At 71.2% G+C, this 25621-nt stretch carries 8 protein-coding genes; all 8 read right to left on the bottom strand.

The features are described 5' to 3' along the window. Nucleotides 1–186: 186 nt before the first annotated feature. The 8 genes from ACZOOI_RS26170 to ACZOOI_RS26135 all read right to left on the bottom strand — a co-directional run bounded on the left by ACZOOI_RS26170 (nt 187) and on the right by ACZOOI_RS26135 (nt 25586). On the bottom strand, nt 187–921 hold the full coding sequence (locus ACZOOI_RS26170) for a thioesterase II family protein (protein ID WP_465278137.1): 735 nt from the start codon (nt 919–921) through the stop codon (nt 187–189). A 58-nt stretch (nt 922–979) separates the two neighbouring features. After that, nucleotides 980–6001, bottom strand: coding sequence for a non-ribosomal peptide synthetase (locus ACZOOI_RS26165; protein WP_465278136.1), 5022 nt, complete (start codon nt 5999–6001; stop codon nt 980–982). A gap of 4 nt (nt 6002–6005) precedes the next feature. After that, nucleotides 6006–13790, bottom strand: a complete 7785-nt coding sequence (locus tag ACZOOI_RS26160) for an amino acid adenylation domain-containing protein (protein WP_465278135.1) — start codon at nt 13788–13790, stop codon at nt 6006–6008. Between the two features lie 11 nt (nt 13791–13801). Further along, nucleotides 13802–21568: an amino acid adenylation domain-containing protein gene (locus ACZOOI_RS26155; RefSeq protein WP_465278134.1), complete on the bottom strand. Its 7767-nt coding sequence runs from the start codon at nt 21566–21568 to the stop codon at nt 13802–13804. A 43-nt stretch (nt 21569–21611) separates the two neighbouring features. Continuing rightward, nucleotides 21612–22799, bottom strand: a complete 1188-nt coding sequence (locus tag ACZOOI_RS26150) for an NAD(P)/FAD-dependent oxidoreductase (RefSeq protein ID WP_465278133.1) — start codon at nt 22797–22799, stop codon at nt 21612–21614. 128 nt (nt 22800–22927) lie between these two features. Next, complete coding sequence (locus ACZOOI_RS26145; RefSeq protein ID WP_465278132.1) at nt 22928–23158, bottom strand: phosphopantetheine-binding protein; 231 nt, start codon at nt 23156–23158, stop codon at nt 22928–22930. Between the two features lie 34 nt (nt 23159–23192). Beyond that, a complete protein-coding gene (locus ACZOOI_RS26140) occupies nt 23193–24779 on the bottom strand; it encodes an amino acid adenylation domain-containing protein (protein WP_465278131.1) in 1587 nt (528 codons plus the stop codon). Nucleotides 24780–24926: 147 nt separating this feature from the next. Further along, nucleotides 24927–25586 carry an FMN-binding negative transcriptional regulator gene (locus ACZOOI_RS26135; protein WP_465278130.1) on the bottom strand — a complete coding sequence of 220 codons (660 nt, stop codon included), beginning with the start codon at nt 25584–25586 and terminating at the stop codon, nt 24927–24929. Between the last annotated feature and the right edge of the window lie 35 nt (nt 25587–25621).

The raw sequence follows: 25621 nt of genomic DNA, 5'->3' as shown, positions 1-25621 counted from the left end.
GCACGCGCCCGACGCGTGCCCGCCCGCGTTCGTGCCGCCGGGCGAGCAGGACGTCGGCCGAGCCGCGGCGGTGTACGGAGCGGGCCGGCTGCCCCGTTCCGGCGCCGTGGCCGCGCGGGTTCGCCGTAGCGTCGGCGCAACGCCGACGCGGCCCGGGCGAACCGGCGAACCCACACGGTCACGGCATCAGCGATTGCCCGCGGATTCCGCTTCGATCAGGTCCAGCACCTCCCGGGCACGATCGACCAGATACATGTGGTCTCCCGGAAACTCCGCGTGGCTGAATTCACCCGTGGTCGCCTTTTGCCACTCTCGCGCCTGTTCGGCGCTTACCAGGCCGTCGGAGCCGCCCCGAATCGAGCAGATCGGCACCGTCACCGGTTCATCGGTGCTCGGCACGTAGTTCTCGTGCATTTCGCAGTCGGCCTGGAGTACGGGGAGAATCAGTTCCCGCATCTCCGGGTGGTCGAGCGCCTCGTGCCTGAATCCGGCGAACTCCTCGACCCGGGCCAGGAACTCCTCGTCCGGAAGTCCGGTCGCCCGCCTTTCCCGCTGTGTCCACGGCCCCGGCGAACCACTGACCACCAGGCGCTCGACGTGTACATCGCGCTTGCTCAGCAGGTGCACCAGCTCGTAGGCGAGCACCGCGCCCAGGCTGTGCCCGAACAGCACGGTCCGTGTGCCTTCGCCGAGGTCGGCGACGATGTCGTCGATCGAGTTCTTGGCCGCTTCGACCACATTCCGGTACGGCGTCTCCAGAATCCGCCGCTCCCTGCCGGGCAGTTCGACCGTGACCACTCGCCACCGGTCGGCGGACAACTCCCGCCACGGGTGGAAGAACGACGGTCCCGCTCCCGCGAACGGCACGCACAACAGCGCGGGCCGCTCCCGCTCTTGTGCGGACTTGCCGGGTGTTGTCACCCCGACCAACCCCAATCATCCATTCGATGGTTCGTCGAACCGGTTCGGGAGATCGATGTCACGACACGGCCGGCGCGTGCCCGGCCGAGTCGGCGCTGTCCAACTCGGCCAGCTTGCGGACGATGACCTTCATGATCTGGCCTGCGGGCTTGGGCATGTGCAGGTCGTGGTGCGTGGCGTCCACGTCGTAGGACTCGATGGAACCGAGGACGTGCGGGCGCCAGTCCGGCCCGTACGACACCCCTTCCTCCTTGTCCAAAATCGCGTTGAAGTACAGCAGATCGCCGCGGTAGACCGGCGATTGGAAGACGCCCATCGTGCGCAGGTTGTTCGCCCCCACCCGCGACATGTTCTCCAGGAAGGTGTCCAGGTTGTCGGTGTTCATGAACTGGCCGAAGACTTCCTCGACATCGGCCCGGTACATCACCTTCCCCTTGTCGCGCACCTGCCTGAACCCGTTCCCCGGGGCGTCGTTCGCCGGTTGGGAGTCCAGGACGGCCACGAAGGCGATCCGGTGTCCGCGTCGGTCCAGCGCGTCCGCGACGGCGTGCGCGATCGGGCCGCCGAAGGACCAGCCGATCAGGTGGTAGGGCCCTTCCGGCTGGATCTCCAGGATTTGCGCGATGTAGTCCTCGACCATCTCCTCGATCGACCCGGCCACCGGCTCCGTGCCGTTGGAGCCGCGGGACTGCAACGAGTACGCCGGCCGGTCCAGGTAGGGGGCGAAGGTGAAGAACGCCCAGCCGACGCCGCCTCCTCCGTGGAAGAACCACACCGGCGGCTTCCCGGTACCGGGGTCCCGGTTCAACGGCAGTACGACGTCGAACGAGTCGGCCTGGTCGCCGGGAATGCCGCCGACGAGGACGAGCGCGCCCAACTCGGCCACCGTGGGGTACTGGACGATCGTCCTCAGCGGCATGTCGACCCCGAACTCCTTGCGGATGCGGGCACAGAGCCGGGTGGCCAGCAGCGAGTGCCCACCCATCCGGAAGAAGTCGTCGTCGATACCGACGCTGTCCAGGCCGAGCAGGTCGCAGAAGAAGGAGCACAGCTTTTCTTCATGGGAGTTGCGCGGTCCCCCACTGCTCACAGTGGTCGTGTGCTCCGACGGCAGCGCTTGCCGGTCGAGCTTGCCGCCCGCGGTCAACGGAAGCTCCGCGAGCGGCACCACCACGGCCGGGACCATGTAGTCGGGCAACCGCCCGCGCAGGTATTCGGGCAGCTCGGCCAGCAGCGGGCCGATCGCCGTGGCCAGAGCGGGGACGTTCGTGCGCTTGCGCCCGGACCCCGCGCCCGGCACGAACCCGCCGGAGACGGCCCGCGGTTCGGACAGCAACACGGCGTCGAAGCTGTGCACGGCCCGGCCCGACCAGGTGAGGACCGCCTCCCTGCCCTGCCGGCGTGCCCATGCGGCGAGGTCGTGCGGGTCGAGCGGCTTGCGGGCGGGGCCGGCCGTACCTCGTGCGCCGGCGGAGATCGCCGCGCCGGCCTCCGCCGCCAGGCGTGCGTTGGGTATCCCGGTCACGCGTACCGGTCCGCCCTCCGCCCGGTCGACAACGGCGCCCAGGCCGGCCAGGTCGGACACCTCCCGCCCCCACGGCACCGCGGGCACACCGGCCAGGTCGAGCACGTCGGCCGGCTCCTTGTGCAGGACCACCTCGTAGCGGTGTCGGGTCAGCTCGTTGTGCGCCTGCCCCGGCTTCAACCGGATGTCCACTCCACCGGCATGCTCGCGCGCCCACTCGGCGAACCACTCCGGGGCCACCACCAACTCCCGCTCGGCGAGCAGCGCCTGCTCCACCGCCGCCCGCACCTCCTCACGCGAGGCGTTCGGCTGCGCCGTACGTTGCACCGCGGTCAGCAGAAGCCGCAGCGTCGCGGCGTTGCGCACGTCGCCGACGATGATCCGGCCGCCCGGTTCGAGGAGTTCCATCGCCCCGCGCAGCACCCGGTCCAGGTATTCGGCGCTGGGGAAGTACTGCACCACGGAGTTGAGCACCACGGTGTCGAACCCGCCCCGGGGCAGCCCGGACACGTCGTCGGCGGGCTGCACGCTCAGCCGGACCCGGTCACCGAAGCCGGCCTGCTCGGCCTGTGCCCGCACCCGGTCCACCACCGTGGCCGAGATGTCGGTGCCCTGGTACTCCTCGACCTCCCCGACGATCTTCGCCAGGAGCAGGCCGGAACCGACACCGATCTCCAGCACCCGCCGCGGTGCGAACCGCAACACCTGCTCCACCGCCGCGTCCCGCCACTCGCGCATCTGCTCCGGCGGGATCGGTTCACCGTCGTACACCGACTTCCACAGCCGGAAGTCCTCGCCCCATGCCTCGTCGGCGGAGTCGGCGTACCCCGCGTCGGCGGCCCGGCGCCACTCGTCCACCTGCACGTCGGCAGCGGCCGGCACGGCGTCCGGATCGGGCATCACGTACGCCACGAGGCGCTTGTCGCCCTTCTGGTCCTCGCGCACCACGACCGCCGCCTGCGCGACGCCGGGGTGTCCGGTCAGCGCCTGCTCGATCTCCCCCGGCTCGATCCGGAAACCCCGGATCTTCGCCTGGAAGTCGGACCGCCCGATGTACTCGACCTGGCCTTCCTTGTTCCACCGCACCAGGTCTCCGGAGCGGTACATCCGCGCGCCGGGCGGACCGAACGGGCAGGCCACGAACCGGTTCGCGGTCAGCGCGCTCTGCCCGAGGTAGCCCCGCGCCAGCCCGACACCGGCCACGTACAACTCGCCGGCCACGCCGGGCGGAACCGGGCGCAGCGCGGCGTCCAGCACGTAGATCTGCGTGTTCCAGATCGGGGTGCCGATCGGCACCCGGTCCGCGCCCGGCACGTGCTGCCACGAGGTGACCTCGACCGTCGCCTCGGTGGGGCCGTACAGGTTGTGCACGCCGCGGCCGGGCAGGAGTTCGGCGGTCCTGTTGGCGAGCGCGGGCGGAAAGACCTCGGCCGCGATCTCGAGCCAGCGCAGGGTGTCGCACTCCTTCGCCGCGGGCTCGGCGAGGAATGCCGCCAGCAGGGAGGGCACGAAGAAGGCGCTGGTCACCCGCTCGCGCCGGATCAGCTCGGCCAGGTAGGCGGGGTCCCGGGGCCCGTCCGGACGGGTGATCACCACGGCCGCACCGACCTGGAGCGGCGCGAACAGCTCGGGCATCGAGGCATCGAAGCTCGCCGAGGAGCTCAGCAGCCCCCGGTCCTCGGCGGTGACGTCGAAGTGCGCCAGGCCCCACTTCAGCCGGTTCATGATCGAGCGGTGGGACACCTGTACGCCCTTGGGACCACCCGTGGACCCGGAGGTGAAGATCACGTACACGGCGTTGTCCGGCGACAGCGCACGTACCGGGTTCGTGTCCGGGTACCCGGACACGTCCGGAAGCGCCTCGTCGAGCACCAGCAGCGGCTTGGCGGTGTCGAGCATGTGCCGCACCCGGTCCTCGGGCAGTTCGGTGTCCACCGGCACGTAGCTCGCGCCCGCCTTGATCACCGCGTAGATCGCCACCATCAGGTCCACGGAGCGGGGGATGCGCACCGCGACCATCTGTTCGGGGCCCGCTCCCTGTTCGATCAGCCGGTGTGCCAGCCGATTGGCACGCCGGTTGAACTCCCCGTACGTCAGCGTCTCCTGCTCGCCGATCACCGCGACCCGGTTCGGCTCGCGCTCGACCTGGGCCTCGAACTCGTCCGGCAGGGTGCTCGCGACGACCGGATGCGCCGTGTCGTCGATCGCCCGCGCCAACCGCTCCCGCTCCTGCGCGGACAGCACCTCGACGGCACTGACCGGCGACTGCGGATCGGCGACCAGTTGCTCCACGACTCGGGCGAACCGGGCGGCGATGGCCTCGGCCGTGTCCCGGTCGAACAGCTGGGTCGCGTACTGGAGGTCGCCGCGCAGCGCCCCCGAGTCGTCCGTACCGAAGAAGAAGATCAGGTCGGCGAGCGAGGTCTGGGTGAGGTACTGCTCGAATTCCACCTGGAGCCCGGGGAGTTCGAAGTCCTGCTTCTCGAAGTTCTGCCAGGCGAGCATCACCTGGAACAGCGGCTGGTACGCCGTGGTCCGGTCCGGGTTGATCAACTCGACCAGCGTCTCGAACGGCACGTCCTGGTGCTCGTAGGCCGCCAGCGCCTTCTCCCGCACCCGCCCGAGCAGTTCGGCGAACGTCGGGTCACCGGAGAGGTTCACCCGCAGCACCTGGGTGTTCACGAAGAACCCGACCAGGTCGGCCAGCGCCTCGTCGGTCCGGCCGGCGATCGGGCCGCCGATCGCCACGTCCTCCCCGCCGCCCAGCTTGGCCAACAGCACCCCCAGCGCGGCCTGGAGGACCATCGACATGGTCATCCCGCGCTCGTCGGCGAGCTTCTGCAGCCCGGAGGCCACCTCCGGCTCCACCACGAGGTCGACCACGTCGCCCTGCAGATTCCGCTCCGCCGGCCGCGGGCGGTCCAGCGGCAGGTTCAACGGCTGCGGCACCTCGGCCAGCTCGGCGCGCCAGTACTCGGCCTGCGCCGCGGCCAGACTGCCCGGATCCGCCACGTCGCCCAGCAACTCGCGCTGCCACAGCGCGTAGTCCTTGTACTGCACGGGCAGCGGCTCCCATGCCGGGGCCCCACCCTTGAGGCGGGCGGTGTAGGCAGCGGTCAGATCCCGGGCCATCGGCGCACCCGAGGCGCCGTCCGTGGCGATGTGGTGGACGAGCAGGACCAGCACGTGTTCCTCGGGGGCGCAGCGAAACAGCCGGGCCCGCAGCGGGATCTCGGTCGCCAGGTTGAACCGGTGGGCGATGAACTCGTCGATCGCGCCAGAGAGTTCGTCCGGCGTCACCTCGACCACCGGGACCGGCACCGGCGCCTGCTCGGTCGGCAGGATCCGCGGATGGGGCTCGCCGTCGTCGTCCGTCACGTATGTGGTGCGCAGGATCTCGTGCCGGTCGACCACGTCGCGGATCGCCGCGACCAGGGCGGCCTGGTCCAGCGGGCCGGTCAGCCGGAACGCCGGAGAGATGTTGTAGGTCTCCGCCCCACCCTCCAGTTGGTGCGTAAGCCACATACGGCGCTGTGCGAACGAAAGCGGGATCACTCGTTTACTCCTCTACGATCATCTTGCGGAGAGCGGGGCGAAGGGGAACGGCCGATTCCTCCGACCACTCGGCGAGCGCCGACACCGTGGGCAGGTCGAAGAGTTGGCGGATGGGTATCTCCACGCCCATCTCGGCGCGGGCGCGGGTGATCAACCGGGTGGCGAGCAGCGAGTGCCCGCCGAGCGCGAAGAAGCCGTCGTCGATGCCGACCCTCTCCACGCCGAGCACCTCGGCGAACAGCTTGGCCAGCGCCTCCTCGCGCGCGGTGCGGGGCGCCCGGAAGGGTGTGGTGGGGGTGAGGTCGGGGGCGGGCAGGGCCTTGAGGTCGAGCTTGCCGTTGGGCGACAGCGGCAGCCGGTCGAGCGGTACGTAGGCGGCGGGGACCATGTAGTCGGGCAGCCGCTCGGCCAGGTGCTCGCGCAGTTCGTCCGGGTCCGGGGCGCTCGCGCCGGGGGCGGGGACGAGGTAGGCGGCCAGGTAGGGGGTGCTGTCGCCGCTCTGCCGGGTCACGACGGCGGCCTGGGCGATGTGCGGGTGGGCCGTCAGGGCGGCTTCGACCTCGCCGGGTTCGACCCGGTAGCCACGGATCTTGACCTGGGTGTCGATCCGGCCCAGGTGCTGCAGTTCGCCGTCGGGGGTGAGGCGGGCGAGGTCGCCGGTGCGGTACATGCGGGCGCCGGCAGGCCCGTAGGGGTCGGCGACGAAGCGCTCGGCGGTCATGCCGGGCCGGCGGTGGTAGCCGCGGCCGGCGCCGGCGAGATAGAGCTCGCCGGGTGTGTCCGGGGGCAGCAGGTCCAGACCGGGGCCGAGCACGTAGGCACGCACGCCGGGGAAGGGGCGGCCGATGGGCACACCGCCGGCGTACGGCTCGGCGGGGTCCAGGAGGTGGCCGGTGGCGTAGAAGGTCTCGCTGGGGCCGTAGCTGTTGATCACGCGGGCGCTCGGCCAGAGCGTGCGCACCCGCTCCGCCAGGGCCGGGGTCAGCACTTCCCCGGAGATGTTCAGGGCGGTGGGCCGGATCCGGTCGCCGAGTTGGTCGACGAGTTCGGCGAAGGCCGAGGGCACCGAGCAGATGACGTCCACGTCCCAGGTGTCGCGTTCGACCAGCGCCAGCACGTCGCGCACGATCTCGACGCTGCCGCCGGTGGTGAGCGCGGAGAACAGTTCGAAGGTGGCGACGTCGAAGCCGATCGAGGCGGCGAGCAGCACCCGCTGCCCGGAGGTCATGCCGGCGTGCGCGACCAGGGCGTCCACGGCGTTGACGACGGTGGCGTGGGTGACGCTCACGCCCTTGGGCACGCCGGTGGAGCCGGAGGTGTAGATGACGTAGGCGAGGTTTTCCGGGCCGGCCGCCGGCCGTGCCGCGACCTCGCCGTCGGCCGCCCTCGTGACCGTGCTCGTGGCCTGGGCGTCGATGTCGTCGAGGGCGAGGATGGGGATGTCCGTGGTGGGGATGACGTTGCGGGTCTCGGCGTCGACCAGGACCAGGTGCGGCCGGGTGCCGGGGAGGATGTGCGGGAGCCGGCTGCGGGCGAAGGCGGGGTCGACGGGCAGGTAGGCCCCGCCCGCCCTGAGCACGCCCAGGAGGGCCACGGCCGCGTTCGCGGTGCGCGGCAGGACCACGCTCACCACGCTCTCCGGACCCACCCCGCGCCGGACCAGTTCGACCGCGAGCCGCTCGGCGCGGGCGTGCAGTTCGGCGTAGCTGAGCGACTCGCCCTCGGCGACCACGGCGACCGCGTCCGGGGTCCGCGCCACCTGCGCCTCGACGAGTTCGGTGATCGTGCGGGCCGGGGTCCGCGCGGCGGTGTCGGCGAGCCCGGTGAGGAGTCGGTCGCGTTCGGCCGGCTCCAGCGTGTCGATCCGGGCGACCTTCAGTTGGGGGTCGGCCGCGAACTGCCGCAGGACGCGGACGAGGCGGGCCGCGTACGTCTGTACCGTGTCCCGGTCGAAGACGGCCGGCGCGTACTGGATGGTGAGCTGGAGGAGCGGGTCGGCCGCCGCCAGCAGGCACAGGGGGTAGTGGTTGCCCGCGGACGGGCGGAAGTCGGTGAAGGCGATCCCGTCCGCGGCATCGGTGGCGGCGCTGAGCCCTTCCCGGTCGATGGGGTAGGACTCGAAGACGAACAGCGTGTCGAACAGGGGCTGCATGCCGACGGACTGCTGGATCTCCGCAAGCCCGTGGTAGTGGTGCTCCACCAGGGCCGCCTGCCGGCGCTGCAGCCGGGTGAGGACCTCGGCGAGGGTGTCGCCGGGTGCGTACTCGACGCGGACGGGGACGGTGTTGATGAACATCCCGACCATCGATTCGACGTCCGCCACGGCGGGTGGGCGCCCGGAGACGGTGGTGCCGAAGACCACGTCCCGGCGGCCGGTGAGCCGACCGAGCAGCAGCGCCCAGGCGCCCTGCACCAGCGTGTTGGCGGTGATGCCCAACTCGGCGGCCCGGCGGTTGAGTTCGCGCGCATCCTCGATGGCGAGCGGGATGTCCACCTGGCCGCGGACGCCGTCGTCGGCACCGGCGGAGTCGGGAGCGAGCAGGGTCGGCCCCTCGATCCCCTCGAGTTCGCCGGCCCACGCCCGGGCCGCCTCCGCCTGGTCCTGCCGGGTGAGCCAGGCCAGGAAGTCGCCGTAGTCGCGGGTCGCGGGCAGGCCGGTCGGGTCGCCGTCGGAGGCGTAGAGCAGCAACAGGTCCTGCATCAGCAAGGGGGTGGACCAGCCGTCGAAGAGCACGTGGTGGACGGTCAGCACGAATTCGGGCCGTTCGGGGTCGAGGACGGCGAGTGCCAGCCGGAACAGCGGTGGGGCGTCCGCGTCGAAGTGGGCGGCCCGGTCCTGGGCGAGGAACCGCTCGAACGCCTCGGTTCGCTCCGCCTCGCCGACCGCGGTCAGGTCGAGGTGGCGCCACGGCAGGGTCGCCGTCTCCGGTACCACCTGCACGACGGCGCCGTCGGCCCGGTTGACGAACCCCGCGCGCAGGCTGGGGTAGCGCTCCAGCAGGGCCTGCCCGGCCCGGCGCATGCGCTCCGGATCGACCGCGCCGGACAGCTGGAACACCAACTGGATGTGGTACGGGTCGACGGACCCCCCGGCCAGCATCGTCTGGAACAGGATCCCGGCCTGCGCGGGGGTGGCCGGCCACACGTCGGCCAGCCTGCCGAAGCGGGCCTCCCAGGTGTCGATCTCCTCCTGGCTCACCTCGACCAGCGGCGCGTCGCTCGGCGTCAGCCCGCCGGCGTCGGGTGTCGCGGCGTGCCGGGCCAGGGCGGTCAGCGCCTCGACCCACAACCCGGCCAGCTCGTCCACCTCGTCGCGGGAGAGCACACCGGTCGGGAAGCCGAAATAGGCGGTCAGTTCGTCACCGGCCGGGGTGGGGGCGGCCACCGCGTTGATCTCCAGCGCGGACAGCACCGGCATGTCCGGGTCCGGTGCGGCGATCAGGTCCGCGTGTGTGGTGTCCGGGGCCCAGCCCAGGCCGCGCAGTTCCTCGGGGATGTCCGCGCCGGAGGACCGGCCGAGGTAGTTGAACCCGATTCGCGGCTCCCGCTCCCCCGCCAGCACGCCGGCGGTCTCCGCGTTGAGCCGGCGCAGCAGGCCGTAGCCCATGCCGTTGTCCGGCACCGCGCGCAGTTGTTCCTTGATCGCCTTGATCGCCCGCCCGGCGGCCGGTCCGCCGGCGAACGCGTCCGCCACGTCGATGCCGGTCAGGTCCAGCCGCACCGGGAACATCGCGGTGAACCAGCCGACCGTGCCCGACAGGTCCGCGCCGGGCACCAGGTGCTCCTCCCGGCCGTGTCCTTCGAGCCGGACGAGCGTCGAGGACCCGGGCACGCCGCGCGCGTGGCGCCAACGCGCCAGCGCGAGCGCCAGGGCGGCCAGCAGCCCGTCGTCGGCGCCGCCGCGGAAGAGCGCGGGCACCGTGTCCAGCAGGGTCCGGGTCACGTCCGCGGGCACCGTGACGCGCACCGTGTCCACGGTGCCGGCGGTGTCGCGCCTGCCGTCCAACTCGCGTGCGCCCAGCACGGGTTCGTCCTCGCGCAGGATCTTCTGCCACAGGGGCAGTTCCGCCGTCCGCTCCGCGGTCGCCGCCTCGTCCACGAGGGCGTGCGCCCACCGGCGCAGCGAGGTACCCGTCCCGGCCGCCTCCGGGATCCGGCCGTCGCGGACCCGCTGCCAGGCGGACACCAGGTCCGGGACCAGGATCCGCCACGACACCCCGTCCACGACCAGGTGGTGCAGCACGATCAGCAGCCGGCCCGCGTCCGTGCCGGAGGTGAACCACACGAACTGCGCCATCACCCCCGCGTCCGGGTCCAGCCGATCCGCGGCCGCGTGCAACTGCGCCTGCACATCGGCGTCGTCGTAGGGCACTTCGTGCACCAGCGCGCCCGCATCCACGCTGCCGACCGGATCGATCCACAGCCCCGGCCGTGCCCGGTCGAGCCGCGAACGCAGCACGTCGTGCCGATCCAACACCGCCTGCAACGTCGCGACCAGCCCGGCACGGTCGATGTCCTCGGGCAGGGTCAGCATCGCGGACATGCAGAACCGGCCGATGGCGCCCCCGAGCGCGAGCACGTGCGCAGCCGTCGGCGGCAGCGGAGCCCATCCGACGCCGCCACCGGGCAACTCGGCCAGCGTCACCCGCTCCTCGTCCTCGCGTCCCTCGACCAGTTCCGCCAACCGGGCGACCGTGCGCTGCTCGAAGACCTCCCGGGTGGTGACCACCACGCCGCGTGTCCTGGCCCGGGCCACGACCTGGATCGAACGAATGCTGTCCCCGCCCCGGGCGAAGAAGTCGTCGTCGATACCGATGCGTTCGGCGTCGAGCACGTCCGCGTACACCTCGGCCAACACCCGCTCCGCCTCGCTGCGCGGCTCCCGGTGGCCGGCGCCGGCGAACTCCGGCTCGGGCAGCGCGGCCCGATCCAGCTTCCCGGTCGCGGTCGACGGCAGCCGGTCCAGCACCATCAGCACGGCGGGCACCATGTAGTCCGGCAGCCGGCCGGCCACGAACCGGCGCAGATCCGCCGGCGAAACCGCCGCCTCCGGGGTGACGTCGACGTCCGTGGCGCCGGCACCCGTCGGTGCCACGTAGCCGACGAGCCGCTTGTTGCCGGCCCGGTCCTCGCGCACCGTGACCGCCGCTCCGCCGACCGCGGGGTGCCGGGCGAGGACGCTCTCGATCTCGGTCGGATCGATCCGGATGCCGTTGATCTTCGTCTGGTTGTCGGCTCGGCCCACGTATTGCAGTCGACCGTCCTCGTCCCACCGGGCCAGGTCACCGGTGCGGTACATCCGCGCGCCGGCGGGCCCGAAGGGGCATGCCACGAACCGTTCCGCGGTCGCCCCGGCGCCGTGGTGGTAGCCGCGGGCCAGCAGGCCGGTGACGTACAGTTCGCCGACCACGCCGGGCGGCACCGGTGTCAGCTCCGGCCCCAGGACGTGGGTGCGCATGTTGGCCAGTGGTTTCCCGACCGGTATCGCACCGGTCCCGGCCCATGGCCGCGGGAGGGTGAAGGTGGTGGCGTAGAAGCTCTCGGTCTGCCCGTAGGCGTTGACGATCCGGGCTTCGGGAAGGACGCTGTGCACCTTGTCGACCAGGTCCGCCGAGAGTGCTTCGCCGGCCAGGATCACGGTCCGCACCTCGAGGTCGAGGGTGCCCGGGCGGTTGCCGGCGATCTCGTCGAGCAGTGCGGAGAACACCGTCGGCACGGCGCTGATGGTGGTGCCCGACCACCGGTCGCGTTCGGCGAGTTCGAGGACGTCGCGGACGATGTCCACACTCGCGCCGGTGGTGAGGGCGGTGAAGATCTCGAACACCGAGACGTCGAAGTTGACCGAGGTCGCGGCGAGCATCCGGGATCCCGCCTCGACCTGTGCCACCCGAGACAGGTCCCGCACCCCGTTGACCACGGCGGCGTGGGTGATGCCGACGCCCTTGGGGGTCCCGGTCGAGCCCGAGGTGAACATCACGTAGGCCAGGTGGTCCGGCCGCGGACCGGCGCCCGGCACGTCGAGGGCGGGGGCGTCCGGGGCCGGGTCGTCGAGGTGGAGCACCGGCGACGGGCACTGCGGCAGGGTCGCCGCCGTGCTCCGATCGGTCAGTATCAGTGCGGGGTCGGCCGTGGTGAGCAGGAGATCCAGTCGTGCGGCCGGGTGTTCGGGGTCAATCGGCAGGTAGGCGCCGCCGGCTTCGAGTACACCCAGGAGCGCGACCACCAGGTCGGCGGATCGTGGCAGTGCCACGGCCACCAGGACATCCGGTCCGACCCCGCGCGCGCGCAACACCGCGGCCAGCCGGCGGGCCCGCTCGTGCAACTCTCGGTACGTCAGGGTGGTTTGCCCGGACACCACCGCGGTCGCGTCCGGTGTCCGCCGCACCTGGGCGGCGACCAGTTCCGCGATCGTGGCGTCCGGCACCGGTGCCGTCGTCTCGTTGGACCACGCCAGCCGATCCCGCTCGGCAGCGGTGAGCACGTCCACCCCGCCGAGCCGCGTCCCGGGATCGGCGACGACCTGCCGCAGCACCCGCACATAGCGGTCGGCGAGGCTCTCGGCCGTGGTGTGGTCGAAGAGTTCCGTGGCGTACTCCAACCGCCCGTAGGCGTGCCCGGACGCGCCCGGGACGATGTTGAGGAACAGGTCGAACTTCGCGGTACCGGTGCCCGCCGGCAGGGGGGTGACCCGCAGGTCCGGGATCTCGATCTCGGACCAGACGAACTGCCAGGCCAGCATCACCTGGAACAGCGGCGAGTACGAGGTGGAACGCTCCGGGCCGAGCAGCTCCACCAGCCGCTCGAACGGAACGTCCTGGTTGTCGTACGCGGCCAGCGCCCGGTCGCGTACCTGCTCCAGCAGGTCGCCGAACGACGGGTTCCCGGACAGATCGACGCGCAGCACCCAGGTGTTGGCGAAGAGTCCGATCAGGTCGTCGAGTTGCTCGTCTGCGCGCCCCTCGATCGGGCTGCCGATGGTCAGGTCGTTGCCCGCGCCGAGGTGGTGCAGGAGCACCGCGAGCACGGTCTGGGCGACCATCGGCGCCGTGGCACCGTGATCCGCGGCCAGCTTCCCGATGCCGGAGAGCAGTTCCGGTTCCATCTCGAAGTCGACGTGGCCGCCGCGGTGGCCGGGCGCGGTCGGCCGCGGCCGGTCCAGCGGCAACTGCACCGGCTGCGGCACTCCAGCCAATTCGGAGCGCCAGTAGGCGAGTTGCTCCGCGACGATGCTCTCCGGGTCGGTTTCGTCGCCCAGCAACTGCCGCTGCCACAGCGTGTAGTCCTTGTACTGCACCGGAAGCGGCGCCCACTGCGGCGCGCTCCCCTGCCGGCGGGCCGAGTAGGCCGAGATCAGATCCCGCAGGAACGGCGTCACCGACGCCCCGTCCGCGGCGATGTGGTGGAACACGGCCACCAGCACGTGCTCCTGCGGAGCGACCCGGAGCACGGTCACCCGCAGCGGAAACTCGGTGTTCAGGTCGAATCCCTCGCAGACGACCTCGTGCATCGCGGCGTCCACCGCGTCCGCGGCCACGTCGAGCACCCGGAACGCAAGGACCGCCTCCTCGGGCGGCAGGACCCGCTGTTCCGGCGTGCCGTCCGCATGCTCGACGATCAGGGTGCGCAGGCTCTCGTGCCGGGTGCCGACGTCCGTCACCGCCGCGGCCAGCGCCGCCGTGTCCAGTGGCCCGTCCAGGCGCAGCACGAACGGGAAGTTGTAGGTCGCGGACGGACCTTCCAGACGATGCAGGAACCACAGCCGACGCTGGGCAAAGGACAACGGAATCATCGGTGCTTCTCCTAAACGCTCATCTGGCGGAGCTGGGGGCGCTTCGACTTCGGCTCGGACGACTCCTGGATCCGAACCGCCAACTGGGCGACGGTCGGATTGCGGAAGACGGCCGTGACCTTCATGTCGACGCCGAGCTCGTTGCGGATGCGGCCGATCAGCCGAGTGGCCAGCAGCGAGTGCCCACCGTGGTCGAAGAAGCCGACGTCGATACCGACCTCCTCCACACCGAGCAGTTCGGCGAACAGCCGGCACAGCACCTGCTCGGTGTGGTTGCGCGGCCCTCGTCCGGTCGCCGCTTCGGCGCGGTCGGGGGCGGGGAGCGCGGCGCGGTCGAGTTTCCCGCTCGGCGACGTGGGGAACTCGGCGAGCGGCACGACGGCCGAGGGAACCATGTACTCCGGCAGGCGCTGCCGGAGCAGGTCCGTCAGTGCCCGGACGTCCAGCCCGGCCGGGTCCGCCCGCTCGCTCGGCACGACGTACGCGATCAGCCGTTGGTCGCCCACGCGTTCCTCGCGCACCACGGCGACCGCCTGCGCCACGCCGGGATGCTCGGCCAACACGTGCTCGATCTCGCCGAGTTCGATCCGGAATCCGCGGATCTTCACCTGGAAGTCACTGCGCCCGATGTACTCCAACCGACCGTTCCCGTTCCACCGCACCAGGTCGCCGGTGCGGTACATGCGGTTGCCGGGCCCGTCGAACGGGCAGGCCACGAACCGGGCCGCGGTCAGCTCCGGCCGGCCCTGATACCCGCGGGCCAGGCCGTCGCCGGCGATGTACAACTCGCCCTGCACCCCGCGCGGGACCGGACGCAGTCGCGCGTCGAGCACGTACACCCGGGTGTTCCCGATCGGCGTCCCGATCGTCGGGACGCCGGATCCGGGTTCGACCGTCGCGCACGTCGACCAGATCGTCGTCTCGGTCGGGCCGTACACGTTGCACACCTCGGCGGCCTGCCCGGCCAGGGCTTGGGCCAGTTGCGGGGGCAGCGCCTCCCCACCGACCAGGACCCGCAGGCCGCGCGCCGCCTGCGGCTCGTCCATGAGCAACATCTGCCAGAACGCCGGTGTCGCCTGGAGGACGGTGACCTGGTGCCGGCGGATCAGTTCCACCAGCGCCGACGGCTGGGCAACGGTCTCCTTCTCCGCCACCACCACCGTCGCCCCGCAGACCAACGGGAGGTACAGCTCCACCCCCGCGATGTCGAAGGAGACCGTCGTCACGGCGAGCAGCCGGTCGGCCGGCGTCAGCGGAATCCGCCGCCGCGTCGCGGCCAGGAGATTCGCCAGCGCACCGCACGTGACCGCGACCCCCTTCGGCGTTCCGGTCGAACCCGAGGTGTAGATCACGTACGCGGTGTTCTCCGGCCGGACCACCACCTTTGGTGCCGACCCCGGATACCCCGAGCAGTCCGCATCGGCCAGCACCTCCGGATCGAGCACGAGCGCCGGACGGGAATCCCGGAGGATGTGGTCGATCCGCGAACGCGGGTGTGTCGGGTCGATCGGGACGTAACCCGCGCCGGTCTTCAGCACCGCCAGCAGTACGACCACGAGTTCCGCGGTCCGCGGCAGGGACACCGCGACCAGCGACTCCGGCCGCACCCCTCGGTCGATCAGCCAATGCGCCAGCCGGTTGGCCCGCGCGTCCAACTCTTCGTAGGTCCACGACTCTTGCGCACCGATCACGGCTGGGGCCTGCGGCGTCGCCTCCGCGTGTCGGGACACCGCCTCCGGCAGGCCCGGCTCCAGCGTCGGCGCGACCGTGTCGTTCACCTCGTGCAACAACCAGTGCCGCTCCTGCTCGCCGAGCACGTCCACATCGCCCAGACGCGTCCCCGGATCGGCAAGCAGCCGGTCCAGGACCCGGACCAGCCGCGCGGCGATCAGCTCGGCCTCGTCGCGGTCGTAGAGGTTGTTCTGGTAGTCGAGGGACAGCCGCAGATACGGGTCGGAGGAGTTGAGGGTGAGCGGGTAGTGCGAGCCTGCGAACGGCCGGATGCCGTCGATCGTGAACCCCGCCGAGGTGTTCGCGTCGGCGATGCCCTCGCGGTCGATCGGGTAGTTCTCGAACACGACGATCGTGTCGAACAGGGCGGGCAACCCCACGCCGCGCTGGATGTCGGCCAGCCCGTGGTAGTGGTGGTCGAGCAGCGCGGTCTGCCGGTCCTGCAATTCGGTGATGACGGCGCCCAGGCTGTGGTCCGGCCGGCAGGACACCCGGATCGGCAGGGTGTTGATGAACAGGCCGACCATCTCGTCCGAACCGAGCAGGTCCGCCGGGCGTCCGTTGACGGCGGCGCCGAAGACCACGTCCTGCTGCCCGGTCAGCTTCGAGAGCAGGATCGCCCACGCGCCTTGGAGGAGCGTGTTCTGGGTGACCCCCAGTTCGGCGGCGCGCCGGGCGAGTTCACGTCCCTTGTCGATGGACAGCGGCACCTCCACCCGCCCGAGGGCCGAAGCCGCCTCCTGGAGGGGGGCCTTCGGGGCCACCAGGGTCGGCTGGTCCAATCCGGCGAGTTCGGCGGCCCATCGCGCGGCCGACGCCTCCCGGTCCCGGGTGGCCAGCCAGGCCAGGTAGTCGCCGTAGTTCCGGACCGGGGGAAGCTCGCCGGCCCCGGAGTACAGCCGGATCAGATCCGTGATCACCAACGGGGACGACCAGCCGTCGAACAGGGTGTGGTGCGCCGTGATCACGAGCTTCGCCCGCCGCGGACCGCAGGTGAGCAGCGCCAGACGGATCAACGGCGGCCTGGTGAAGTCGAGTTGGTCGGCCCGGTCGGCGGCCAGGAAGGTGTCGAGCGCGGCGTCCTGTTCGGCTTCGTCGCGACCGCTCAGGTCGATGTGCTGCCACGGTATGGCGACGTGTTCCGCCACGACCTGTACCGGATCGCCGCCCGCTCCGGTGACGAACGCCGAGCGCAGGTTCGGATACCGGCCGAGCAGTGCCTGTCCGGCGGCCCGCATGCGCGCCGGGTCCACGTGCCCGGACAGGTGCAGCACGAACTGCATGTGGTAGACGTCGAAGGCGCCGTCGGCGAACGCCGCCTGGAACAGGATCCCGGACTGCGACGGGGACAGCGGCCACACCTCGGCCAGCCGGCCGTAGCGGGCCTCCCAGCCCTCGATCTCGTCCTGGCGCACCGGGACCAGCGGGGCGTCCGAGGGCGTCAGCCCGCCGATCCCGGGCCGGGCGGCGTACGCGGCCATGCCGTGCAGCACCTCGACCCACAGATCGACCAGTTCACGGACCCGCTCGCGGGACAACACCCCGGTGGGGAACATGAAGGCCGCCTGCAACCGCGGGCCGTCGGCGGTGTCCGTGGCGACCGAGTTGACCTCCAGTGCGGACAGCGCGGGCAGGTCCGGGTCGGGCGCCGGGAACAACTCGGCGGACCAGGACGCCGGTCCCCACCCGGCCGCGCGCAGGTGCTCGGGCACGTCCGCGTCGGAGATCCGGCCGAGGTAGTTGAACCCGATCTGCGGCACCGGGAGATCGGCGAGTTGCCCGGCGGTCTCCGGGTTGAGGTGGCGCAGCAGGCCGTACCCCACACCCTTGTCCGGGATCGCCCGCAGCTGCTCCTTGACCAGCTTGATCGCCTTCGCGGCCGCGGAGCCGCCGGCCGACACCTCGGCCCGGTCCACCCCGGTCACCTCGATCCGGGCCGGATACATGGCGGTGAACCACCCGACGGTCCGGGAGAGGTCGGCCCCGGGGACGACGTCCTCCTCCCGGCCGTGCCCCTCCAACCGGACCAGGGTCGAGCGGTCCGTACCGCGCCATGCGTTGATCGCCAGGGCCAGCGCGGCGAGCAGCACGTCGGTCCCGGTGCCCTTGAACGCCGCGGGCAGCTTGGTCAGCACCGCCTCGGTGACCTCGGTGGGCAGCTGCACCCGCACGGTGTCGACCGTGGACATCACATCCACCGTCGGGTCGAACGCCCGCGTGCCCAGCGGCGGGTTCGACGCCTCCAGCATGTCCCGCCAGAACTCCAGTTCCGCTTCCCGCTTCGGGGTGAGCGCCTCGGCCTGCAGCGCCGACGCCCAGCGCCGGGCCGAGGTGCCGACCGCGGGCAGCTCGGGCGTGCGGCCGGACCGGACCTGCTGCCACGCCTGGGCCAGGTCCGACATCAGGATCCGCCAGGAGACGCCGTCCACGACCAGGTGGTGCAGCACCACGAGCAGCCTGCCCGCACCCGACTCCGCGGCGAACCAGACGAAGTCCGCCATGGTCCCGGCCTCCGGGTCGAGTCGCCCGACCGCGTCGTCCAGTTCCGCCTTCGCGGCCTCCAACGAGGACGGCTCGTCCCACCGGCCGTCGCAGGGCACCCGGCGGATCAGGTCCGCCGCCCGTACCGCGCCCTGCGCACGCACGAGCAGCAACGGCTCGTCGCCGGGCACCAGTTGCGCGCGCAGGAGATCGTGCCGGTCGAGCACGGCGTCCAGCGTCGTGGCCAGTTCGCCCGCGTCGATGCCCGCGGGCAGTTCCAGCGCCATCGCCATGGCGAACCGGTTCGTCCCGCCGCCGTGCCCGAACACGTGCCGCGCCACCGGCTGCAACGGCATCGGGCCGACGCCGCCGCCCTCGTCCTCCGCGAGCGCGGGCATCGGGTCCCGGCGGCTGGAAGCCACCTCGGCCAGTCGGGCCGCGGTGCGGCACTCGAAGATCTCCCGCGTGGTGAGCTCCAGGCCCCGGGCCCGGGCCCGCGCCACCACCTGGATCGAGCGCAGGCTGTCCCCGCCCGCCGCGAAGAAGTCGTCGTCGACACCGACCCGCTCCACCCCGAGCACGTCCGCGTACGCCGCGGTGATGATCGCCTCGGCCCCGGTGCGGGGCGCCCGGTACACCTCTCCCACGAACTCCGGTTCGGGCAGCGCCGAACGGTCCAGCTTGCCGGTCGGCCCGAGCGGCATCCTGCCGAGCACCACGAAGGCCGACGGCACCATGTAGTCGGGCAGCCGTGCCGCGACGAACTTGCGCAACTCGGCGGCCGAAGCGCCGGATTGCACGTCCACGTCGCCGATGCCACCGGCGCCGTCGTCACCGACGGCTCCCTCGCCGACGTGCACCACGTACGCGACGAGCCGCCGTCCGCCCGAGGGCACCTCCCGGCCGATCACCACGACCTCGCTGATGCCGGGGTGCTGCGCGAGCGCCGCCTCGACCTCGGCCGTCTCGATCCGGAAGCCGCGCACCTTCACCTGGCCGTCGCCGCGGCCCAGGCACTCCAGCCGACCACGCGCGTTCCAGCGGGCCAGGTCGCCGGTGCGATACATCCGCTCGCCCGCCGGGCCGAACGGGTTCGCCACGTAGCGCTCGGCGGTCATGCCCGGCCGGCCGTGGTAGCCGCGGCCCAGGCAGGTCCCGACCACGTACAGCTCACCGATCACGCCCTGCGGCACCGGGGCGAGTCCCGGCCCCAGCACGTAGGCGCGCATGTTGCCCAGCGGCGTGCCGATCGGTGCGACGTCGCCCTCGGTCCACTCCTCGGACGCGGCCGAGGCGAACGTGGTGGCGTAGAAACTCTCGCTCTGCCCGTAGGAGTTGACGACCTGCACGCCGGGCAGGGCCTCGCGCACCTGCCGCACCAGTCGGGTCGGCAGCACGTCGCCCGCGAACACGACGGTGCGCACGCCGGTGGTCTTCTCCAGGTGGCCGACCAGTTCGCCGAGCACCGAGGGGACCGCGCTGATCACGTGGCCGTCCCAGGTGTCCCGCTCGCCGAGCACCAGCGCGTTGGGCACCACCTCGGCCGTGCCGCCGGTGGACAGGGTGGTCAGCAGTTCGAAGACCGAGACGTCGAAGTTCACCGAGGTGCCGGCCAGCATCCGCCACCCGGGCGGCGCGTCCAGCACGCGCACCAGTTCCCGCACGCCGTTGACCACGTTGCGGTGGGTGATCGCCGCGCCCTTCGGCTTGCCCGTGGAGCCGGAGGTGTACATCACGTACGCCAGGTTGTCCGGACTCAGCGGGGCGATCCGGGCCGCGTTGTCCGGTGCCCCCTCGGGCGAGTCCCACTCGGCGCGCTGGTCCAGGTCGACGGTCGCGATGTCGTTCGGCGGCAGGTCTTGCCACGTCCGGGTGTCGGTGACCGCGAACCGCGGGGCGGCTTCGGAGAGCACGCTCCGCGCTCGTCCGCCCAGATACTGCGGGTCCATCGGCAGGTACGCGGCACCGGACTTGAGGATCCCGAGCAGGCCGACCACCAGGTCCTCGGTGCGCGGCAGCGCCAGCACCACCAGGTCTTCCGGTCCGGCGCCGCGCCGCACCAGTTCCCACGCGACGGCGTTGGCCCGGTCGTCCAGCTCCCGATAGGTCAGCGTGCGGTCGTCGCACACGATCGCCGGGGCGTCCGGCGTCGCGGCCACCCGGTGTTCGAACAGTTCCGGGATCGTCAGCTCGGGCACCGCCGTGGCGGTGTCGTTGAATTGCACGAGCAACCGGTCCCGCTCGGCCGCGTCGAGCACGTCGATGCCGCCGATCCGGCCCTCCGAGTCGGCCACGAGTCGGCTCAGCACCCGGACGAACCGGTGCGCGATGCCCTGGGCCGTGTCCCTGTCGAACAGGTCGGTGACGTACTCCAGCGCGCATTCCGCCCCGCCCGAGGCGTTCGGGATCATGTCGAAGAACAGGTCGAACTTGGCCGTCCCGGTCTCCAGCCGCTCGGCCCGGACATCGAGGCCGGGAAGGGTCAGATCCGGCACCGGCGGTTGCCAGGAGAGCATCACCTGGAAGAACGGGTTGTAGGCGGTGGAGCGGTCCGGGTTCAGCAGTTCCACCAGCCGTTCGAACGGCATGTCCTGGTTGTCGTACGCGGCCAGGGCCCGGTCCCGCACCCGCTGGAGCAGCCGGCGGAAGGTCGGGTTCCCGGAGAGGTCGACGCGCAGCACCCAGGTGTTCACGAAAAACCCGACCAGGTCCCGCAGTTCCTCGTCGGTGCGACCCGCGATCGGTGCGCCGATGGGCACGTCGTCACCGCAGCCCAGGTGGTGCAGGAGCACCGCCAGCGCGGAGTGCATGACCATCGAGACCGTGGTGTCCGCCTGCGCCGCCAGCTTCTCCACGGACCGGAGCAGGTCGGGGTCGATCGAGAACGGGACCCGATCGCCGTTGTGGCTGATCACCTTCGGGCGCGGTCGGTCCACGGGTATCGCCAGCGGCTGGGCCAGGTCGGCCAACGTCTCGCGCCAGTAGGCCAGTTGCCGGGCCGCCAGGCTGTCCGGATCGCCCTCCTCGCCGAGCACGTCCTGCTGCCACAGCGTGTAGTCCGCGTACTGCACCGGCAGCGGCTCCCACGCCGGGGCCCGGCCCGCCCTGCGGGCGGCGTAGGCCGTGGCGAGATCACGGAACAGCGGCCCGAAGGACTCCCCGTCCACGGCGATGTGGTGCGCCACCAGCACCAGGGTGTGCTCGCCCGGTCCGCAGCGCAGCAGCCTGGCGCGCACCGGCACGTCGGCGGCCAGGTCGAAGGTCGCGGTGGCCACCTCGTGGACCGCCGCCGCCCGCTGCGCCTCGGTGACCTCGACGACCGGCAGGTCGAACGGGCTTTTGTCGACGGGCAGTACCTGCTGGTGCGGGACGCCGTCGGCGTCCTCGACGATCACCGTTCGGAGGATCTCGTGCCTGTCGACGACATCGCGGAGCGCCGATTCCAGCGCACCCGCACTCAAGTCACCGGTCAGCCGCAGGGCGAAAGCGCCGTTGTAGGTCGGCGAAGGGCCTTCGAACCGGTCCACGAACCACAGTCGACGCTGCGCGAACGACAACGGGATCATTGTGTCTCCAAATCGGCGGAACCACGAGGGAGCGGGTCGTCGCTCAGCTCAGGTCGAGCAGGGTCAGCAGTTCGTCGTTGTAGAAGTCGTCGATGGAGCACGCCCCCGACAGCGTCGAGAAGTACCGGTCGATCTGCTCCTGGTGTCCGACCAGCTTCTGCAACATCTCGACCCGCCCCTCGGGCTTGAGTTCGGCCACGTTGAGCGCGCCCTGGTAGTGGCTGAGGGCCTCGCCGCTCAGGTTGTTCTCGTAGCGCCTGAGCGCCGCCTTGAGCGCGGCGTCGTCGTGCAGCCGATCCCCGATGTGGTCGGTGAGCGACTGGGCCTGGACGAAGGCTTCGGTGATGCCGCGGGCGGTGATGGAGTCCTTGTGGTTCACCGCGTCACCGATCAGCACCCACCCGGGCCCGTAGGCCTTGCGGAAGAAGTTCTCCTGATGGCCCGTGCCGTACAGCTGCTCCACGCGCCGACCCGCCTGCATGCGCTCGTACAACTCGGGCACCGTTGTGCGGACGGCCTCCAGGTAGGCGGGTTCCACCGCCTTGCGGACCTCGTTGAACTCGTCCTGCGGGAAGTAGGTCATCAGCAACGTGAGGTCGTCGTTGGTGGGGATGACGCCGATCCACCGGCCCGGCCGCTCGTACAGCTCGAAGTGCGCGGGAAGGTCGGCCCAGTAGCTGTAGTAGGTGGTGGTCATCCGCGGGTGCTCGATGACGTTCGGCGCGCCGACCTTGCGGGCCACCAGCGACCGCATGCCGTCCGCGCCGACGACCAGACGCGCCCGGTCGGTCGCCTCGGCGCCGCCGGGGGTCGTGTACTGCACCCCGACCACCCGATCGCCCTCGTACACCAGGTCGTTGACCGCGCAGCCCTCCCGGAACTCCGCGCCGGCCGCCACGGCACCGGCCGCGAGGATCGGGTCGAGCACGTACCGCCGCGGCGCGTACGTCTGCCGCAGGCCGTCGATCGGCAGGGAGAAGCCGTCGACCCGGACGCCGGGGCCCCCGTAGGTCTGCCGGGTGATCGGTGTGCAGCCCGCGGCGCGGAGCTCGTCGAGCAGCCCCCACCGATCGAGCAGCGCCACGCCCTGCATGTGGATGTAGTGCGAGGACAACGTGTCCTGCGGGAAGCGCGCTTTCTCCAGGAGCAGGACGCGATATCCCTGCTGAGCGAACAACATGGCCGCCGGCGAACCCGCGCAACGGGCACCTATGACAATTACGTCGTACATGGCGCCTCTCTTACCAGGTGGTTTTCGAATCCCAACGCGGCCGCAGCCGGAAATGTCTCTGTAATCGGGCATACCGTCGATGCAGCGGACCGAATATCCGCTGCCGAAGATCCGTGAATTACCTGACGCTACCGGCTTGCCGAGCCCAGGGATTCGATGTACGCAGAAATCGACGCCACGGTCGGATTGAGGAACATCTGGTCCACCGGGACCTCGACGCCCAACTCCTCGATGAAGGCACCCTGGATACCGACCATAATCACGGATTGACCGCCCAGGGCGAAGAAGTCGTCGTCGACGGATATGTCGTCGCGCTGGAGTTCCCGGCACCAGATGGTGCGCACCCTTTCGGCAATCATCACAGTCCTCTCGGTTGTCATCAAGGTCCGTCGACTATGCCGAGGTGCCGCTGTCGGCATACCGGTCCCGGTACGCGTCGGCCAGCGCCGCCCGGTCCACCTTCCCGTGCGGACTCAACGGAATCCGGGGGATGTTGACGAAGTCGGCCGGAACCATGTTCCGCGGCAACGTCTCCAGGAGGCGGGCGCGCACGTCGTCCTCGGCGAGGTCGTCCCGCGTCGGGACGATGAACGCGATCAACTCGGCGTCGCCGGAGTCGGTGTACCGGGTCACCACGGCGGCCTGCCGAACCCCGGCCAGCCTGCCGAGCGCACGCTCGACGTCGGTGGGGTCGATGCGCATGCCGCGCACCTTGACCTGTGCGTCCATCCGGCCGACGACGACGAGTTCGCCGGCCTCGTTCACATAGCCGCGGTCGCCCGTGCGGTACAGCCGGCGCGGCTCGCCGTCCACCTCGATCGTGGTGAACCGCTCGGATTCGGGTCCCGTGCCGTTGAGGTAGCCCGCTCCGACGCCGACCCCGGAGATGCAGATCTCGCCGTACTCCCCCGCCCCGACGCCGCACATCCGCTCGTCGAGGAGGTGGAGGTCGGTGTTGTGGGCCGGCCTGCCGACCGGGGCGATGTCGTGTTCGCCGGGCCGGTACCCGGCCAGGTCGTACGACGACGCGACGTCCGTGCACTCGGCGACGCCGTACTGGTGCAGGAGGGTGCACGTGTTCCCGGCGCGCCGCGCCCAGTTCGTGATCCGTTCGGCGTGCAGCGGCTCGCCGCCGAAGAGCACGTAGTCCAGCCGGGTGAGCGCGTCGCCGCCGCGTGCGGTCTCCCAGTCCACCAGCACGTACAGCGTGCTGGAGGCGCAGTGCACCGTGCGTATCTCGTGCCGGCTCAGCATGCGGTAGGCCATCGCGGCGTCGAAGTTCCGGCTGGGCATCAGGTATTGGGTGGCGCCGCAGAACAGCGGCATCATCAGGCTGCGCTGCGAGAGGTCGAACCCGAAGGCGCTCACGACCAGGTTGTTCGACCCGGGGTGCAGGTCGTACTCGAGCATCAGCCAGTTCAGCAGGTTGAACCAGCCCTCGTGCCGCACGGCGGCGGGCTTCGGCGTACCGGTCGACCCGGACGTGAAGACGGCGTAGCACACGTCGTCCCCGGTGACCGGGACGTCGGGAGCGGTCGTCGGAAGAGCGTCGAGGTGATCGGCGACGTGTTCGAGGACGACGACCTCGACGGCCGCCGACTCGACCGCCCCGACCGTCGCCGGGGAGGCCACGATCAGGGCGAGATCGGGGATCTGACCGAGCAGCAGCCGAAGCCTGGCCGCCGGGTAGGACGGGTCGAACGGTACGTAGGCCGCGCCCGCCTTCAGCGTGCCGAGGATGACGACGACGATGTCGATCGAGTAGTCGAGGCAGACGCCGACCTTCGCGCCGGGACCGTGTCCGCGTGCGCCGAGGAAGTGCGCGAACCGATTGGCTCTCGCGTCCAGTTCCGCGTACGTCACCTGCTCTCCGGCGCAGTGCACGGCCACCGCGTCGGGGGTGGCCTTGGCATGCGCCTCGAACCGCCGGTGCACGACGGGCTCCGCGGGCAGGGCAACCCGCTTTCCCTGAAGGATCATCAACTGACTCCCATGTGACGGGTGTCCGGGCGGGCGAGCCGCCGGCGCACCACGGGGGACGGGGTTGTTCCGGCACCTCCGGGCGGTGCGCCGGCGGGGTGTTCGCCCGGGCGGGTGGTGATCGCTCGACCGGCACCCGGGCGGCGGTCACCGTCGTTGCGCTTGGCTCACCCTGCTCATGTACTCCGCGGTCTCGCGCTGCCGGCCGGACCCCTCGCGGGCGAAATGGCTGCACACCCCGTCCCGCGTTTCGCTGCTCTGCTCCTGGCTGAGCTTGAACATCGCCTCGGCCCGGGTGACGGTGAATCGGAACGCGCCCACCGCGGGCAGTATTTTGCGGAAGTAGTCGATCGACTCGGACATGTCCCAGCCGTATCCGAACTCGGATTCCAGGGCCCGCACGGTGGCCCGCACCACGGCCAGCGTCTCCTCGACGGACTCGATCCCCTCGATCACCCCGCGCACCTGTGCGGCCGTGAAGTTCCAGGTCGGCGCCGCGGGGGTGAAGCCGTACAGCGTCGGCGAGACGTAGGCGTGCGGGCCCGCGAAGCTGAGCACCGCCGGCATCGCGGGCCGCAGCGCCTTCCACTGCGGGTTCTCCCGGTTCATGTGGCCCAGCAGCGTCGTCCCGGTCAGGTCCGCGAGCCCGTCGGCGGACACCTGTGGGTCCAAAATGATCGGCAGGTGCGTGCCGTACGGCGCTTCCCCGTCGTCGCCGTTGGTCATGAACAGCGCCAACGGGTTGCGCCGCATCAGCTCGACGATCCACTGCGTATCGGGCTCTCGGTACATGCGAGGTACGAACATCGTGATCCCACTCCTTGGGAGAATCCGAACGGCGT

It is taken from the genome of Embleya sp. L77 (genome assembly GCF_055557415.1).
This window is presented reverse-complemented; position numbering and strand designations above follow the sequence as displayed.